At 66.9% G+C, this 16,978-nt stretch carries 17 protein-coding genes; 5 read left to right on the top strand and 12 right to left on the bottom strand.

What is annotated here, in order from left to right; genetic code table 11:
• The 11 genes from pufM to jaqu_RS16015 all read right to left on the bottom strand — a co-directional run bounded on the left by pufM (position 1) and on the right by jaqu_RS16015 (position 9,789).
• Positions 1-990, bottom strand: a complete 990-nt coding sequence (gene pufM / locus jaqu_RS15965) for a photosynthetic reaction center subunit M (protein WP_043919997.1) — start codon at positions 988-990, stop codon at positions 1-3.
• A gap of 15 nt (positions 991-1,005) precedes the next feature.
• Positions 1,006-1,836: a photosynthetic reaction center subunit L gene (gene pufL / locus jaqu_RS15970; protein WP_043919998.1), complete on the bottom strand. Its 831-nt coding sequence runs from the start codon at positions 1,834-1,836 to the stop codon at positions 1,006-1,008.
• A 113-nt stretch (positions 1,837-1,949) separates the two neighbouring features.
• The gene (pufA, locus tag jaqu_RS15975) at positions 1,950-2,126 is read right to left on the bottom strand and encodes a light-harvesting antenna LH1, alpha subunit (protein WP_043919999.1); all 177 of its coding nucleotides are present in this window, start codon (positions 2,124-2,126) and stop codon (positions 1,950-1,952) included.
• Positions 2,127-2,132: 6 nt separating this feature from the next.
• The gene (gene pufB, locus jaqu_RS15980; RefSeq protein ID WP_043920000.1) at positions 2,133-2,291 is read right to left on the bottom strand and encodes a light-harvesting antenna LH1, beta subunit; all 159 of its coding nucleotides are present in this window, start codon (positions 2,289-2,291) and stop codon (positions 2,133-2,135) included.
• Positions 2,292-2,467: 176 nt separating this feature from the next.
• A complete protein-coding gene (gene pufQ / locus jaqu_RS15985) occupies positions 2,468-2,689 on the bottom strand; it encodes a cytochrome PufQ (RefSeq protein ID WP_043920001.1) in 222 nt (73 codons plus the stop codon).
• Positions 2,689-4,149, bottom strand: coding sequence for a chlorophyllide a reductase subunit Z (gene bchZ / locus jaqu_RS15990; protein ID WP_043920002.1), 1,461 nt, complete (start codon positions 4,147-4,149; stop codon positions 2,689-2,691). The genes pufQ and bchZ overlap by 1 nt, the downstream gene beginning before the upstream one ends.
• A 163-nt stretch (positions 4,150-4,312) precedes the next feature.
• The gene (gene bchY, locus jaqu_RS15995; RefSeq protein ID WP_043920003.1) at positions 4,313-5,809 is read right to left on the bottom strand and encodes a chlorophyllide a reductase subunit Y; all 1,497 of its coding nucleotides are present in this window, start codon (positions 5,807-5,809) and stop codon (positions 4,313-4,315) included.
• Positions 5,802-6,800: a chlorophyllide a reductase iron protein subunit X gene (locus jaqu_RS16000; RefSeq protein ID WP_043920004.1), complete on the bottom strand. Its 999-nt coding sequence runs from the start codon at positions 6,798-6,800 to the stop codon at positions 5,802-5,804. Before jaqu_RS16000 ends, bchY begins: the two co-directional genes overlap by 8 nt.
• Positions 6,797-7,726, bottom strand: coding sequence for a chlorophyll synthesis pathway protein BchC (bchC, locus tag jaqu_RS16005; RefSeq protein WP_043920005.1), 930 nt, complete (start codon positions 7,724-7,726; stop codon positions 6,797-6,799). The genes jaqu_RS16000 and bchC overlap by 4 nt, the downstream gene beginning before the upstream one ends.
• 90 nt (positions 7,727-7,816) lie before the next feature.
• Positions 7,817-8,926 carry a methyltransferase gene (locus jaqu_RS16010; protein WP_392387222.1) on the bottom strand — a complete coding sequence of 370 codons (1,110 nt, stop codon included), beginning with the start codon at positions 8,924-8,926 and terminating at the stop codon, positions 7,817-7,819.
• Between the two features lie 2 nt (positions 8,927-8,928).
• Positions 8,929-9,789 (bottom strand): polyprenyl synthetase family protein, encoded by an 861-nt coding sequence (locus tag jaqu_RS16015; RefSeq protein WP_043920007.1) that lies wholly within the window; start codon positions 9,787-9,789, stop codon positions 8,929-8,931.
• Between the two features lie 90 nt (positions 9,790-9,879).
• Between jaqu_RS16015 and crtD the strand changes: the two genes are divergently transcribed.
• The 5 genes from crtD to jaqu_RS16040 are packed head-to-tail and all read left to right on the top strand — an operon-like array spanning position 9,880 to position 14,940.
• The gene (gene crtD, locus jaqu_RS16020; RefSeq protein ID WP_043920008.1) at positions 9,880-11,439 is read left to right on the top strand and encodes a 1-hydroxycarotenoid 3,4-desaturase CrtD; all 1,560 of its coding nucleotides are present in this window, start codon (positions 9,880-9,882) and stop codon (positions 11,437-11,439) included.
• Positions 11,394-12,266, top strand: a complete 873-nt coding sequence (gene crtC, locus jaqu_RS16025) for a carotenoid 1,2-hydratase (RefSeq protein ID WP_084629971.1) — start codon at positions 11,394-11,396, stop codon at positions 12,264-12,266. The genes crtD and crtC overlap by 46 nt, the downstream gene beginning before the upstream one ends.
• A gap of 34 nt (positions 12,267-12,300) precedes the next feature.
• Positions 12,301-12,858, top strand: a complete 558-nt coding sequence (hslV, locus tag jaqu_RS16030) for an ATP-dependent protease subunit HslV (RefSeq protein ID WP_043920009.1) — start codon at positions 12,301-12,303, stop codon at positions 12,856-12,858.
• A 42-nt stretch (positions 12,859-12,900) separates the two neighbouring features.
• On the top strand, positions 12,901-13,212 hold the full coding sequence (locus tag jaqu_RS16035) for a hypothetical protein (protein ID WP_043920010.1): 312 nt from the start codon (positions 12,901-12,903) through the stop codon (positions 13,210-13,212).
• A gap of 3 nt (positions 13,213-13,215) precedes the next feature.
• Positions 13,216-14,940, top strand: coding sequence for a methyl-accepting chemotaxis protein (locus jaqu_RS16040; protein WP_043920011.1), 1,725 nt, complete (start codon positions 13,216-13,218; stop codon positions 14,938-14,940).
• Between the two features lie 142 nt (positions 14,941-15,082).
• Here jaqu_RS16040 and jaqu_RS16045 read toward each other — a convergent pair whose 3' ends face one another.
• Positions 15,083-16,876, bottom strand: coding sequence for an NAD(P)/FAD-dependent oxidoreductase (locus jaqu_RS16045; protein ID WP_043920012.1), 1,794 nt, complete (start codon positions 16,874-16,876; stop codon positions 15,083-15,085).
• Between the last annotated feature and the right edge of the window lie 102 nt (positions 16,877-16,978).

The following is a 16,978-nucleotide window of genomic DNA, read 5'->3' on the forward strand; positions in this document are numbered from 1 at the left end:
TCATTGGCCTCCCGGATAGGTCCCGTCGCCGTAGGCTTCGTAGCCGTAGGGCTCCAGGTAGGTGGGGGCGAAGTTGTGCTCCTGCGCCCAGATGAACCAGTTGTCGACGACCGTGCCGGTCAGCAGGATGCCGATGCCGCCCGTGATCGGGGTCAGCACGGCGAACCACCAGGCCCAGCGGTGGATGCCCTCCATCGTGGCGTTGAACCCCATGGTCCAGCGCCAGAACAGCGAGGCGCGCTCGGTCGCGGTGCCGCGGTCGTAGATCTGCTCCAGTTCCCGGTCGCCGCCGTAGCGCGTGACCGCGAGGATCGTGCCGCCATGCATGGCGAAGAGCAGGACGGAGCCATACAGGAACACGATGCTCAGGCAGTGGAACGGGTTGTAGTAGAGGTTGCCGTAGCGGATCGAGAAGGCCGTCGTCCAATCGAGGTGCGGGAAGATTCCGTAGGGCACCATCTCGGACCACGATCCCATCAGGATCGGGCGGAACAGGCCCAGCACCAGGAACAGCCAGATCGCGGCCAGGAAGGCCCAGGCGACGTGCTTGCCCATCTTGTGCTGCTTGGCGAGGCTGTAGGACCGGGCCCACCACGACATGACCGAGACCAGCAGGAAGAAGCTGGCGATCATGAACCATCCGCCGTCATGCAGCGGCGGCATCGTCAGGCCGTATTCCGGCGACGGCGGCTCCAGCGACAGCCAGAAGAGCTGCCGGATGAATTCCGGGATGCTCCAGCCGACCTGGGCCAGCATGTTGAAGCCGATGATGTTCAGCCACAGCGTACCGGTGATCAGGCTGACCACCCCGTAGGCGCCCAGATAGATCGGGCCCAGCTGCGCGTTGCCCAGGAGCCCCAGAAGGGTCGAGAACGACGCGCCCTTGGTCCGCTCGCGGGCCATGCGGTTTTCGTTGTCCATCCCCATCTCGGGCGGACCGGCCACCTGTACCTGGGTGAAGATGTTCTGGTATTCGGGAAGCCAGCTCATGATCCCAATCCTCCCTCAGACGCCCGGCCAGATCGGCAGCTCGAGCCACCAGTTCCACCATTCGGGCCAGCCGCGGGTCCAGAGCGGACCCGAGATGATGATGCAGACCGCGCTCCAGAAGCCGGCATTGATCGCCAGCAGGTAGCCCAGGCGGTGGATGCCCAGAGTGCCGATCGAGTAGCCGATGAAGTCGCGGAAGAAGGTGTCCTCGTGATCCGGTGTCTTGGCTTCCTCGCCCTTCTCGGGGTTGGCGGCCGACAGGATCAGAGCTCCGTGCAGCGCCAGCGCCAGCGTGGTGGTGAAGAACAGCGTCACCGCCAGCATGTGCGCCGGGTTGTAGTGGAAGTGCAGGTAGGCGTAGCCCGTGTTCGACACCCAATCGAGGTGGCTGAAGATCCCGTAGGGAAAGGCGTGGCCCCAGGCCCCCATCAGGACCGGACGGAACACGTTCAGCGTCACGAACGCGAAGATCGCGACGCCGAAGGCGACAGGCACATGGTACCCCATGGCCAGCTTCCGGCAGATCTCGACCTCGCGCAGGGCCCAGCAGGTAAAGGACCCGACCGCACATATGGTGATGATCTGCCAGAGCCCGCCCTCGCGCAGGGGCGCCATGCCCAATCCGTAGGACAGGTCCGGCGCCTGGATGTGGATGATCCAGGGGTTGTAAGTCCCCTGCCACATCGCGCCGATGAAGATCAGGATCACGCCCAGCAGCGTGAAGAAGGCGCCGACGACGCCGAAGAACCCGACGTAGAATGGCCCGACCCAGAAGTCGAACAGGTCGCCCCCGATCAGCGTCCCGCCACGGACGCGGTATTTTCTCTCGAAGCTCAGAACCGCCATCAGTCGGCCTCCGCGTTTTCGGGACGGCGCGCAGCACAGGGGCGCGGGGGCCGTCGGGTGGAAGGTGGGCCGCGGGCAGGCATCCCGCCCGCGGCCAAGGCTCTACGTGCGGATCACTCGCCGGCCCGAGCACCCGGCAGCGCGCCGTTGCTCAGTTCGAACCAGTTGAATCCGTCATAGGAGAGCAGGACGAGGTGGATCATGACGGCGAGGAGGAACAGGAACACGCCCTGCGCCACGAAAACCCGCCGGGGGTCGAAGACCAGCCAGATCTTATAGAACTTAGCCATCTGCGATCACCCGAAGCTGAACCACGGGAACACGATATACGTGAGCAGATGAGCGACGACGGCCACGGCCGAAAACAGCCAGAGCCCGCTCAAATACACCGCATGCAGTTCCTGGGCCTGCTCGTCGGTCAAACCTGTAAAGGACAGGTCCGTTCTGTCAGCCATTGGAAAACCTCCGTAGGACTGACGCCGCACACCCTGCGGCCGGGCCCCGGTGCGGGCTCATTCCCCCACCGGCCATCCGTCCCCCGGCCCTGACGGACCTCGGTTGGGGAACGAACCCTGCGGCACCTGCCCCCCGGCCAGGGGCGTCGTGCCTGATCTGATTACTGCGCGGCGGTCTAGACCGAGCAGATGGTCGCCGTGACCTCATGGGCGCGCGACCAGGCATCCCGCAGGACCCCCTGACGCGGCGCCGCCTCCGAGGTGACGACCGCCCGCGCCGCGCGCATCGCGGCCAAGGGCACGCTCAGCACGAAGACGGGGGCGAAATAGGCCCAGTATTCCGGGCCACGCCCGCGCGATTGCCGCGTGGACGGAAGCTGTGAGGTGATGTCTGCCATCAGGCGTCCTCCTCTTTGGGCGCCAGGGGCGCGATGTGATCCGTGACGACCCGTTCGGCGCCGGCGTCCAGCGCGGCGCGCTCGGCGGCGTCGCGCAGCGACTTGGCGGCCGAGATACGGGTCAGGATGGGGTGATCCGCGACGATGCGGTCCAGAAGGGCCTGGGCCTCCGGTTCCCATGGCATGTCGCGCTTGAGTTGCGCGGGCGTGGCGGCGGCGTCGTCCAGATCGCTGCCCAGGGGCAGGATGTGGAAGAGCGCGTCGAAAAGCCCGTTGCAGATCTCCTGCAGCAGGTAGGTCGCGCCTGCATAGCCCATGAAGGGCGTCCCCGTGGCCCGCCGGATCGCAGCGCCGGGGAACCCCGCGGGGATGAAGGCGGGCTTCGGCCCGTGGCCGCCGGCCATCTCGGCCAGGTACATCTTCTCGTTGATCGAGCCCATCAGGATCAGCGGGCGCTTGGACTGGATATCCGCCCGCACGGCGTCGTTGTCCGTCTTGGTCCCGGCGACGCGCGCCGTCGCGATGACGCAGGGCAGGCCCAGATCGTCCTCGAGATATTTCCGGATCCCGCGCGTATAGGTCTCGTTCGCGACGATCCCGAAGCCGGCGGTGGCAAAGAAATCCTGCGTCACGCTGCGCCACAGGTCCCAGACCGGCTTGAGCGTGGAATGCTTCTCGCGCTCGATGAAGGGCTCGGGGTCCAGCCCGGTCAACTCGCCCAGCTTGCGCAGGAACAGCGTGGTGCTCTCCACCCCGATGGGGGCCTGCAGGTAGGGCTTACCCAGCACCTCGCACAGGCCGCGCCCGAACTCGCGGTACAGGCACACATTCACATCCGCATTCACCAGGTTGCGCATCTCGGCCAGATGGGCGCCCAGCGGCATCACCATGTTGACCTCGGCGCCGATGCCTTCGATCAGACGCCGGATCTCGGCCAGGTCGCTGGGCATGTTGAAGGTGCCGTACATCGGCCCGAGGATGTTCACGCGGGGCTTCGCGCCGTCGGGCCGCTTGACCTCTTTCGGCATCCGGCCCTTGGTCATGCCCCATTCGGTGAAGAGCCAGGTAATCGCCCGGTCGGCGGCCTGCCACTGGTCCTCGTCGATGGTGCGCGGCAGGAATCTCTGGATACCGGTCCCTTCGGGCGTGACGCCCCCGCCGATCATCTCGGCGATGGATCCGGTGACGACCACGGCGGGCAGGGCCGGGTCCAATGTACCCCAGGCGCGCTTCATCGCGCCTTCAGTCCCGTCGCGCCCCAACTCCTCTTCACCGAGGCCGGTCGTGACGATGGGCAATTCATGCGGTGGCAGTGCGTCGGTGTAATGCAACACGGAGGTCACGGGCAGGTTCTCGCATCCCACCGGCCCGTCGATGACCACCTGAAGTCCCTTCACGGCACAGAAGGCATAGACCGCCCCCCAATAGCCGCCAGCACGATCGTGATCCTGGATCAGCATGGGCGACCCCACGAGTCTGCCTTCTTCTCGGCCGAAATACTCCGGGGAGCGCGAGGGGTCGGCCCCTCGCTCCTACGGTCTCCGCTGGCGCTCGCCGTGCAGACGGGGGGTGCACAGGGGGTGCACAGGGGGTGCATCGGCATTTCTGCACGAAAGAGGCGCATCAGATCATCGCCTCCGCATTTTTCGCACGTTCTCGCTTGCCCATCTTCTTGGCATTGGTCTCGCGGAAATCGGGTCTCAGATTGGGGTCCCCTTCCCAGATCCCGGCCGTGTCGCCATGCCCCACGCCGTCGAAGAACGCGCGCATCCGGCCCATCCGGTCCCGATTGCCCATGGCGGCAGAGACGACCTGTTGCAGGCTCCCGGCCCCGGCGATCCCCATCAGGGGTCGGGCGGAAATGAGGTTCGTGAAATAGAGGCTCGGCACCCCCAGCTCTTTGGCCTTCTGCACCACCGGCGTCGTTCCGATGGCGAGGTCAGGGCGGAGCCCTTCGACCACGGCCAGATCGTCCTCCAGCGACGCTCGGAACCGCACTTCGCAGTCATGGGCCGCCAGCCATTCCACATCAGGCGCGGACCAGGGCGTCTTGGCGCAAGCCGTTCCCACGTAAGGAACTTTCGCCCCGCTCTCGATCAGAAGCCGCGCCACCAGAAGCTCCGATCCCTCGTAGCCCGATACGGTGATCGTCCCGTCGATCCGGGCCGCGTCGAACGCTCCGCGCATGGCGGGGAGAACGGCGTTCTGCGCCGCTTCTACCTTGCCTTGCGGCAACCCGAACGCGTCGCCTACCGCCTCCAGCCATGCGTTCGTCCCGTCCACGCCCACGGGCGCAGAGGGCAGGATCGGCCGCCCGGCGGCCTCGAACTCGCGGATGCTCGCGGTGTAGAACGGATGGATCGCGGCGACCGCCCCGCAATCCAGAGCGGAATATAGCTCGCGCCACTCACGGCAGGGAACGACCGGACCTGCCGCCAGACCGAGTGGCGCGAGCATCCCGCCTATCCCGATGGGATCGGCGGGAAACATCTCGCCCAACAGCGTAACCGTGGGACGAGCCTCGACACCCGAAGCAGGTGCGGGCACCGGACCGGCGGCCACCTCGCGACGGGCATAGGAGAGCATGGCGGATGCGAGGACGTCCTTCGCCTCCGCATGGGTGGGGATGCCGAAGCCGGGCACGTCGATGCCCACGATCCGGACCCCGTCGATCTCGTCGGGCAAGAGCCGCAGCGGCACGCCCGACGCCGTGGGAACGCACAGGTTCGTCACGACGATCGCATCGTATTTCGCCGGATCGGCCAACTTGTGGACCGCCTCCCGGATATCTTCGAAGAGCTTGCCGGTCACCAGCGTCTCACTGTCGAAGGGGACGTATCCAACCGACCGGCGCGCACCGTAGAAGTGGCTGACGAAGGTCAGGCCGTAGACGCAGCAAGCGCTGCCGGACAGGACGGTCGCGACCCTGCGCATCCGCAAACCCGTGCGCAGTGATCCGAAGGCGGGGCACATGCTCTGCGGCTTGTCATGAGGGCCGACCGGGTAATCCGCCTTGTAGCGGTCCAGCAAGGACCCCTGTCCCGCACGGCGCGCCGCCTCCTCCATCGTCTCGGCGGAGGAGCAGGCCGGAGCCTCCATATGCCCCAGGTCCTCAGGCATCGTCGTAGACGACCTCCAGGGACGGAACGGGAGCATAGTGCTTGCCGCGCATGTCGGCATCGGTCGCGGGTTCCAGCGTCACGCTGGCGCCGGTCTCGGATCCGTCGAAGAGCTCCAACAAGCCGTCCTGATCGAGCGGCGTGGGCCGCACGGGTGGCGCGGCGGCGACCTCCTCGCCCAGTCCGGCGAACAAGGCGCCCCACTGGCTCTCGGCGGTGCCGACGATCTGATAGTTTGCGGACTTCTTGCGCAGGTCGTCATCCTGCGGAATCGAGGCCAGGATAGGGATGCCGGCCGCTTCGGCGAAGGCCTGCGCCTCGCCAGAGTCATCGTCCTTGTTCACCACGAGGCCCGCGACGCCGACATTGCCGCCCAACTTGCGGAAGTACTCCACCGCCGAGCAGACATTGTTGGCGACATACAGCGATTGCAGGTCGTTGGACGCCACAAGGATCACTTTCTGCGCCATGTCCCGCGCGATCGGCAGGCCGAAACCGCCGCAGACCACATCGCCCAGGAAGTCGAGCAGCACGTAGTCGAAATCCCAATCGTGGAAGCCCAGCTTCTCGAGCAGTTCGAATCCGTGGATGATGCCACGTCCGCCGCAACCGCGTCCGACTTCGGGGCCGCCCAGCTCCATCGCGAAGACGCCGCCACGCTTGAAGCAGACGTCGCCGATCTTCACCTCTTCGCCGGCCAGCTTCTTGCGGGTCGACGTCTCGATGATCGTCGGGCAGGCCTTGCCGCCGAAGAGCAAGCTGGTTGTGTCGGATTTCGGATCGCAGCCGATCAGCAGGACGCGCTTGCCTTGCTCGGCCATCATGTGGCTCAGGTTGGCCAGCGTGAACGACTTGCCGATCCCGCCCTTGCCGTAGATCGCGATGATCTGCGTCTTCTTGGTGGCCTCGGTCGGAATGACGTCGGCTAGATCCTCGTTCGCCTCGTCGCGGAGGCGGTTCGAGAAGTCCCTGAGATCGGGGATATCCTTCACTGGATGGTCTCCCAGTCCAAAATCATCTTGAGGCAGGCGGGATCGTCGAAGGCGGTGGCATAGGCCGCCGTCGCGTCGCCGGCATCCGCCCGGTGCGTGACCAGCCCGTCGAGCGACAGGATGCCCGCCTCGACCAGATCCCGCGTCGCTATGAGGTCGTCGCGGGTCCATTCCGCGCTGACGCGCAGACGGGCTTCGGCCATGAATGCGGGGGGATAGGCGAAGGAGAGCGGCTTGGCGTAGAAGCCGGCCAGCACGATCTCTCCGCCCTTTGCGAGGCGGGGGATCACGGTGTTCAGGATGCCGTCGGCACCTGACGCGTCGTAGATCGCGGCATACTTCGCCTCGTCGCCCGCAGGGTCGATGACGGTATAGCCGTCCGCGCCGTCGCGACGAGCCGGGTCAACTTCCCAGACCGTCGGAGCGCCCCCCGCAGCGACCGTCAGACGGGCCAGCAGTCGCCCGAAGGTCCCATGGCCAACGATCAAGTCAGGCAATGCGGTGTGGATGCCGGCGATGGCGTGGCGGGCGGTGGCCGCGAGAGCCAGAAGCGCACCGTTCGCCCCATGGCCCGCATCGATTCGGGCCACGCGGTCGGCCGACGTGACGACGTGGCTGGCGGCCGCGCCGAAAAGGCCCCGCGCGCCCTCGAACCCGTCCGACCCCGGAACGAAGACCGTCTCGCCGACCTTCAGGCCGCCCCCGTCCTCGACCACTTCGCCCACGGCCTCGTAACCGGGGACAAGCGGGTAACCCATGCCGGGAAAGGGCGGCATCTCGCCGGACCAGAGCAGACGCTCGGTCCCTGTCGAGATTGCGGAATGACGGATCGCGACCACGACATCGCCGGCCGTCGGGGCGGTCAATGTCAGGACCTTCGGCGCGATATCACGCGGACCTGACAATGTGATCGCAGTCGTCTGCATTCCGCCTCCCACAAGCGGACGTTGCGTCCACCTTGCCTGTCACTCTATCGAGACAAGCCTGATTGTCAATTCAACCTTACAGTTTGATTGTCAGTCTTTGCGGCGGGCGGACAGGACGTGCGTCACGAATGGCCGTGACGTCCCATGATCGCGTACTGCTTCGAAACCCGCCGCTTTCAAAAGCTTGGCGATCTCGTCCGGGCTACGGGCCCGCCCCGTTCCCATCGCGAGCGTGTAGAAGGCGAAATACGCATTGCCCGATCGGTTCGGCGATACTCCGCCGGTCATGGGTTCGCTTACGACGACTCGGCCGCCGGGCGGCAGGGCGGCACGAATGGCGGAGAGGAGCGCCGCCACCGTCTCGTCCGCATGATCGTAGAGGACGCGGTTGAGGGTGATCGTATCGGCACCTTTCGGCAGCGGGTCGTCCCTGAAGCTGCCGGCGGTGACGTGCGCCCGGCCCGCCAGTCCTGCATGCGCCAGCCGTGCCTCTGCCTGCGCGACCACGGCCGGCAGATCGAAGAGGTGCAACCGGGGATGCGGATGCCGCTGCCCGAGGGCGGCCAGGAACGCGCCCGTACCACCCCCGACATCCAGCACTTCGGTCGCATCGGACAGGTCGATCCGGGCCAGGGTTTCCTCGGCGACCAGGATCTGGCTGTCGGACATGAGGCGGCTATACCGCTCGGCCGTGGCGGGATCCTCCGCGGCCCCCGCCCCGAAGACGTAGGGCCAGAAGCGGCTGAGTTCCGTCTCGCCCCCGCGCAGAAGCGCGAGCGGATCGGCCATGTCCCGATAGAGGACGGGGTGATGACGTATCATCCCTTCCAGCCCGGGCACACCCAAGAGAGCCGCGCCGCGCCTTGCGATCCGATAGCCGCGACGGGCCCGCCGCATCAGACCGAGGGCCACCGCTCCGTCGCAGAGGATCGCGATGCGTCGCGCATCGATGCCCGTGCCGGCGGCCAGATCAGGGGCATCGGCCGGACCGTCCATCAGCCTGTGCAGCAACTGAAGCTCCACCACGGCGAGCAGGATCTGGGAGTGAACGAATCCCGCGACGAGATCCATAAGCGCATCGCCGTCGCGTCGCGCCAGTCGTCTGAGCACCGGGATGCGCGCCACACTGGACTGGAACCGGGGCGAGGCGATGAGATGCGCGATAGACCACCCGCGCTTCGGGGGCGCCGCGTCGGCCAGGGTCACTCGGCCGGCGTCCTGTGATGGACGGGGGTCAGCCGTTCCGCCGTCTTCCGGACCATTGCCGCCAGCATCGCCTCGCCCGGACAGGCGGGAATAGAGGCGATGGCTCCCGACAGGATGTCCTCCAGCCGGCGGATGGCACCCGGAATGCCAAGCTGCCCGACGGCCGACGGGCGGTCGTGCAGGGCATCCTGCCCCATGGGCTTGCCGGTCTGCATCTCGGTCTGTGTCGCGTCCAGCAGGTCGTCGGCAACCTGGAACGCCTCGCCGATCCGCGCGCCGAGTTCCGTCCACGGCTCGGGGTCATGGCCGGCGGCGATCGCGCCCATGCGGGTCGCGGCGGTGAAGAGCGCCCCGGTCTTGGCCCGGTGGTAGGTCGCGAGGTCAATCTCATCCTCGCTCTCCCAACCCTGACCGGCACAGATCCCATGGGGCATACCCGTGAAGCGCGCGAGTTCGGCGACCAGGGGCAGACCTCGGGCGGGCGTCGCCCGGGACAGTTCCTCGAAGGCGAGGATGATCAGGCTGTCGCCGGCCAGCACCGCCAGCGGCTCTGAATAAGCGCGGTGCACGGTGAGCTTTCCACGCCGGATCGCGGCGTCGTCGAAACAGGGCAGATCGTCATGGACCAGCGATGCGCAGTGGATCAGCTCGATCGCCGCGGCGGCCCGGTCGGCCGTTCCGGGATCGTCATCCCCGCAGGCAAGCGCGACCGAAAGCGAGATCGTCGGGCGAATTCGGGCCCCACCGGGCTTGACCGCATGGTGCAGAGCGGAGGTCAGGCGGGGCGGCGGGGCGCCACCTCCGGCCCGGGCCAATGCGCCGTCGATGGCGCTTTCGATCCGGAATGTCAGCGGCATTCGCCCTCCGATCCGTGTATGTCATTGATAAATTACACGCGGTGTATAGTCTGGTTGACAGTTGGGGTGTCTGTCAACACTGAGAGGGTCATGGACGAGGTCGTCGTCATCGGAGCCGGGGTCGGTGGCTTGGCCGCCGCGATGCGGCTCAGCACGGCGGGCCTGCGCGTCACGGTCCTGGATCGCCACCCGGCGCCCGGCGGAAAGATGCGCGTCGTCGACAGCCTTGCCGGCCCGATCGACGCAGGTCCGACAGTGCTGACACTCCGGCACTTCTTCGAATCGATCTTCGAGGCCTGCGGCACGTCCCTCGATGCGCATGTCACACTGCGGCCGCTCGAAATCCTCGCGCGGCACCATTGGCAGGACGGATCTTCGCTGGATCTCTATGCGGATTACGACCGCTCCCGCGATGCCATCGCCGCGTTCGCCGGTGCCGAAGCCGCGCGCCAGTTCGCCGCCTTCCACCGCAACGCCGCCGGCCTGTTCCGCGCATTCGAAGCCCCGATGATGCGCGCCGCCGAACCGTCGCAATTGGGCGCGGGTCTGTCGGTGGCCCGCCGGCCGTGGCTGGTACCGTCCCTGACGCCGGGGCGCAGCATGGCGACCGCGTTGCGAACCCGGTTCCGGGACAAGCGATTGCGCCAGCTCTTCGGCCGCTACGCGACCTATGTCGGCGGCTACCCAGCGGCCACCCCCGCCCTCCTGTCCCTTATCTGGTATGCGGAATCCCAAGGCGTCTGGACCGTCGATGGCGGCATGCACGCGCTGGCTCAGGCCATGCAGGGCATTGCGGAACGGGCGGGTGCGGGGTTCCGCCTCGGGACCGCGGCAGAAAGCGTCGTGACGGAAGGCGGGCGCGTCACCGGCGTGCGGACTGCCGATGGGGTGATTCCGGCCGATGCGGTACTCTTCAATGGCGACCCGAAGGCCCTGCGGGATGGCCGGCTGGGCGCGGATCTCGTGTCGGTCGTCCCTCAGGCCGCAGTCGCACGGCGCAGCCTGTCCGCCTATGTCTGGACGTTCGCCGCCCGACCGACCGCTCTGCAGCCCCACCGCCATTCCGTCTTCTTCGCCGCCGATCCGCAGGCGGAGTTCGATGATATCGCAGCCGGGCGCATGCCGAGTGACCCGACGCTTTACATCCACGCTCAGGACCGTGCCGAAGCCGCATCCCCGGAGGGGGCGGAGCGGTTCGAGATCATCGTGAACGGCCCCCCACGCCAGAACACGACACCGGACCCCGAGGAGGCCCGCCAATGCCGGAAGATCACGTTCGACATGCTGGACCGGATGGGACTGAGCTTCGATACCAGGCCGGAAGTGACGGCGTTGACGGCGCCGGAGGATTTCAACCGGATGTTCCCGGGATCGGACGGATCACTCTACGGGCTATCCCCCAACGGCCTGATGTCGGCGTTCCGTCGTCCGAGGGCGCGGACGGCGCTTCCGGGCCTGTACCTCTGCGGGGGCGGGGCGCATCCGGGGGCCGGGATTCCGATGGCGTCCACGTCAGGTCTGCACGCGGCCGAGGCGATCATGCAGGACCTCGCTTCGACCTCGCCGTCCCGCCGGACGGCTATGCCTGGTGGTATGTCGACGGCATCTCGGATGACGGCGAACGGGCGATCTCGATCATCGCATTCATAGGATCGGTCTTCTCGCCCTGGTATCGGTGGAGCGGGCGGCGAGATCCCGAGAACAACGTCTGCATCAACGTCGTCACCTACGGGCGGGGCGGCCGCTGGTGCATGACCGACCGCGGGCGCGCGGCCCTGCGGCAGAGCGCCGAACGGCTGGAGGTCGGGCCGTCCTCTCTGCACTGGGAGGGGGACCGGCTGGTCATCGACATCGACGAGCTCTCCACGCCCCATGCGCAGCGGCTCGCCGGCCGGATCACGCTCACGCCGTCGGGGATATCGCCTGTCGAGGTCCCGCTGACAGCGGACGGCGCCCATGTCTGGCGTCCGGTCGCTCCGGTTGCGGATATCGAGGTGGACCTCAACCGGCCCGGCTGGCGCTGGTCCGGTCATGGCTATCTGGACAGCAACTTCGGGACCCGCGCCCTGGAAGCCGATTTCTCCTATTGGACCTGGGGGCGCTTTCCCACACCGGACGGCGCGGCCGCGTTCTACGATGCGGTTCGCCGCGACGGCTCCGAGCTGTCGGTCGCCTTGCGGTTCGGAGCCGACGGATCGGCCGAGGCGGTCGAACCTCCGCCGAAGGCCTCGTTCCGCCGGCCGGGCTGGATGGTCCGGCGCGAGACACGGTGCGACGCGGGCCACCGCCCGAGACAGGTGAAGGCGATGCTGGATGCTCCGTTCTACAACCGGTGCATCGTGGAAACGGTGATCGACGGGCACCGCACGGCCGGCGTGCATGAGTCGCTGGATCTCGACCGGTTCCGTGGCCCCTGGCTCATGCCGATGCTCGCCGTCCGGGTCCCGCGGCGTGCGGGGTGGCGCTGGCCCGATTGACGGCCCATATGCCCCCGGACAGGAGGCCCGACCCATGAGCGAACATCCCGGCTGGCACGGAACCACCATCGTCGCGGTCAAGCGCGGCGGGCACGTCTGCGTGGCGGGCGACGGGCAGGTGACCCAGGGACAGGCCACGGTGATGAAGGGAAATGCCCGGAAGGTCCGCCGGCTGTCCCCCGGTGGCCACGACGTGGTGGCGGGGTTCGCGGGCTCCACGGCCGACGCGTTCACCTTGCTCGAACGGCTCGAAGCCAAGCTCGAAGCGACACCCGGACAGCTTGCCCGGGCCTGCGTGGATCTGGCCAAGGACTGGCGCACGGACAAGTACCTCCAGAAGTTGGAGGCGATGCTGATCGTGACGGATGGGGATACGCTGCTCGTCGTGACCGGAGCCGGCGACGTGCTGGAGCCTGAACACGACGTCGCCGCCATCGGGTCCGGAGGCAACTTCGCCCTCGCCGCCGCGCGTGGCCTCATGGAAACGGACGGCGATGCCGAGGCCATCGCCCGCGGGGCGATGGCTATCGCCGCAGAGATCTGCGTCTACACGAACGGCAATCTGACGGTGGAGACGATCGGCCGCTCCTGAGGATTCATCACGGGTTAAGGCTTGGCCCCTAGACGGTGCGGGATGATCACGCGCCGCGCCTCCGGGGATTTCGTCGGACTTTTACTCATTCTGACCACGGTCCTGACCGCGCCCCTCCTGTCGCTCGCCGCGATGCCCCCTCGGGGGGGACCGGTCCTGGTGATCGTCGCGCCTTGGGATAATCCCGATACTGTCGTCAGTCTGGCTGGGGGGCGCCCGGTCCTTCCCGTTCCGGCACTCATGGCAACGCTTGCGACGGGTGACGACGGCTTCGGTCGCCGGGCCGTTCAGCAGGGCGCGTGGATAGTGGCGGATGGCGGATGGCTCGCTGCGATCTGCGGCGCGGGGTCCTGACGGTTGGATCATCTCGACGCGATCCGATCCGCCCGCAATCGCGCGGCATGGGGTCTCGCGTTGCTCTGCTGGCCGCTTGCTGTGGCGAACGGACTGACCGCCTTCTTGGCTGGCAACGGCCCGTTGCCAATTCTGGCCTTTGCCGGTCTCCTCGCCGGGCTCGCCGTCTGGGGGGCGCGGTTGACCTCGCCGACGGGCCACATGCTCGTCGCATATGGCGTGATTGGGCAGGCGATGGCCTTCACGGCCGCGCTTGCGGGTCATCCATGGCAGTCGGACAGTCATATGCTGTTCTTCGCGCTGCTCGCGGCGATGATGGGGATGGGGACGCGCAGGCCGATCGTCGTGGCGGCCTCTGCCATCATCGCCCACCATCTCAGCCTGACCTTCGTTGCGCCCGCGCTCGTCTATCCCTCCGGCGAGTTCGCTCCGAATGTCGGGCGGACGATCATGCATGCCGTGATCGTCGCAATGGAAACGGCGGCCCTTCTGATCGCCGTCACCCGCCGGCACACGCTCGACCTCGCGGTCGCCGAGACGTCCCGAAACCTAGAAGCCGCCCTTTCGCAGAGCGAGCAGGCGGAAAAGGAAGCGCAGCAAGGACGCGAAGATGCCGAACGCGCCCGCGATGAGGCACAGGAAGCGACGGCCGCTGCCAAGGCCGCGCATGATCTGGCCGAGGGGGAGTCGAAGCGCGCACAAGAAGCCGATGACGCTGCACATGCGATCGCCCTGCGCGAAGCCGCCGCATTGGCCGAACTCAGCGTTTTGCGCGAGAGGGTGGTCATGGTGCTGAGCGAGGCACTCGAACGCCTTGCCGCCCGGGACTTGACGCACAGCCTGGACCTTTCGTTTTCGGACGACCATCGCGAACTTCAGGTGGACTACGACGCCGCGACCGGTGCCCTGCGCGACGCAATCGCCTCTGTCGCCACGGCATCGCACAGGATCCATGAGGATCTCGGCAGCATCGACACCGCTCTGAGAGACCTTACCCGGCGGTTCCATGATCAAAGCGAAACCCTCACGCAGACCGCCAGGGGCGTGAGTGCAGTCGCAGGCCAGGTTCGCGGTGCTGCCGAGAATGCGCGCCGGACGGACCAGATCGTGACCGCCGCGGAGGCGGCGACGCGAACGACCGGCGAACTCGCGACCGACGCGGTCGACGCCATGACCGGCATCGAGGCGGCCTCTCATCAGATTGCTGGCATCGCGGAACTGATCGAGGACGTCGCGGCCCAGACGAACCTGCTCTCCCTCAACGCAAGGATCGAAGCCGCGAGGGCGGGCGAGGCGGGACGTGGCTTCGCCGTCGTCGCTGCGGAAGTCGGGAATCTGGCCAAACGCATCGCGCAAGCGGCGTCGGAGATCACCGACCTTGCCGAAGACAATGACGCACGCGTCGCCACCGGAACGGTTTGCGTTCGCAACATGTCCGAGGCGGCCTCCCGCACGATCGGTGATATGGAACGCGCGCGGAGCGTCGTCTCAGGGATCGTTGCGACGGCTCTCAACGTCTCCACCAAGCTGGACGAGGCGGAACACGCCATGGAAGCGCTCGATGGCCTGACTGCCGAAAATCTCGGGATGGTCGAGAGCGCTTGCAGCACCGGACAAGTCCTGCGGGAGGGGGCGCTTGCTCTGAAGCAATCGGTCGGGACCTTCCGGATCGCCCCACCCCAGAACGACGCAGAGGCGGAACCCATCAGGAACTCGCGCGCATCCTGAGATCAGCCGGCCCGCCGGACGGGAGGATTCCCATCACCGGAATTCGGGAAACGACGAAATGGACCGGCCCCTTCGATCGGACCGGTCCGAGAGATGCCTCGCCATCGGTTCGGACCGGGGAAGGACCCCGATCCGGACAGGATCACGACAGGTGGTGCACCTCCTGCAGACCGTAGACCGGCGTATCGATCCCGGCCTCCCGCGCTTTCAGTTGCAGCGCGAGGAACTGCGAATAATGCCGCGACTGGTGCAGGTTGCCGCCGTGGAACCACAGCCCCTCCTGCTGGGTCGGCTTCCACATGTTGCGGAGCTCACCCTCCCACGGGCCGGGGTCCTTCGTCGTGTCGGAGCCGAGGCCCCAGACCTTGCCGACCTTGTCCGCAACATCCTGGCTGATCAATTGCGCCGCCCAGCCGTTCATCGAGCCATAGCCCGTCGCCAGGACGATCACGTCGGCCTCCAGCTCGGTGCCGTCATCCAGCTTGAGGCCGGTCTCGGTAATCTCTGTCACCTGACCGTGGGCCAGCTTGATCTTGCCGTCGGCGACAAGCTCCGACGCGCCGACGTCGATGTAGTAACCTGACCCCCGGCGGAGATACTTCATGAAGAGCCCGGTCTCGTCGTCGCCGAAATCCAGCTTGAACCCCGCCTTCTCCAACCGCTCGTAGAAGTCCTTGTCCCGCTCCTTCTGGCCGTCCGCGACGGCCTTCTGAACGGACGGCAACATGGCGTAAGGGATCGAAGCGAAGATCAGGTCGGCGGTATCGGTGTCGATCCCGTTGGCAACGGCCTCTTCGGAATAGAGCCCGCCCAGCGCCAGATCCATCAGCGTCTCGGACCGAGAGATATGGGTGGAGGACCGCTGCACCATCGTGACGTCAGACCCCGCCTCGTAGAGCGCGGCCGAGATGTCATGGGCCGAGTTGTTCGATCCGACCACGACCACCTTCTTTCCGGCATAGGTATCAGGCCCCGGATGCTGGCTGGAATGATGGATGTCGCCCTTGAACCGGTCCATGCCGGGAAGGTCCGGGATGTTGGGAATACCGGACATGCCCGTGGCCAGCACCAGATGCTTGGGCGTCAGGGTCATGGCCTCGCCGTCACGGTCGATCTCCACGACCCAATGGTCGGCCTTCTCGTCATAGCGGGCGGATCTGGCCTCGGTTCGCGCCCAGTAGGGCAACTCCATCACCTTGACGTAGCTTTCCAGCCAATCGCCCAGCTTGTCCTTGGGCGCGAAGACGGGCCAATGGTCGGGGAACGGGATGTAGGGCAGATGGTCATACCAGACCGGATCGTGCAGGCAGAGCGACTTGTACCGCCGCCGCCAGCTATCGCCCGCCCGGTCGTTCTTCTCGATCACGACATGGGGCACCTCCAACCGGCGCAGACGGGCGCTGAGCGCGATACCGCCCTGTCCGCCCCCGACGATGACCACGAAGGGCTGTTCTTCCCGGCCAAGCCGCGCCTGTTCGTCGGCGCGCCGTTCGGACCAGGTCTTGCGGCCCGGATGACTGCCATGCTCCACGCCCGGTTCGCGTGTCGGACCGCGTTTCTCTTCGTAGCCCTTCAGTTCCTGCGCCGTGGTCAGCAGCGTGATCGCCCCATCGGGACCCAGTCGAAGATGGCCCTTGCCCCGCGCGACCTCGGTCTCGAAGGTCAGCCAGGCCTCGGCGGTTCCATCGGCTTCGGTCACATCGCCGTCGATCTGCCAGTTCCTCGGGCGGGCGTGATCGCGGGTCGCGCCCACCATGTCGGCGATGGCATCGCGCCCTTCCATCGTGCGGATGTTCCAGGTCAGCGCGATCAGGTCGCGCCAATAGCAGGTCGGCGCGAAGAGCTGGGCCACCTGATCCGGCGACCCGTTCTCGAGCGCATCGGCGAACTTGGCAAGCCAGGTCGAGACCCGGCCCTGCGGCGAAGCGATATCCATGTCGTCTCCTCCCAAAGACGGACCCCTTCCCCAAGCGGTCGGCCTCTCCTCCCGGAGGGTGACGGGTCGATGCTAGCAATGACGGCTCGACCTGCCAATCGG

This window comes from Jannaschia aquimarina, from assembly GCF_000877395.1.
Taxonomy (GTDB): Bacteria; Pseudomonadota; Alphaproteobacteria; order Rhodobacterales; family Rhodobacteraceae; genus Jannaschia; species Jannaschia aquimarina.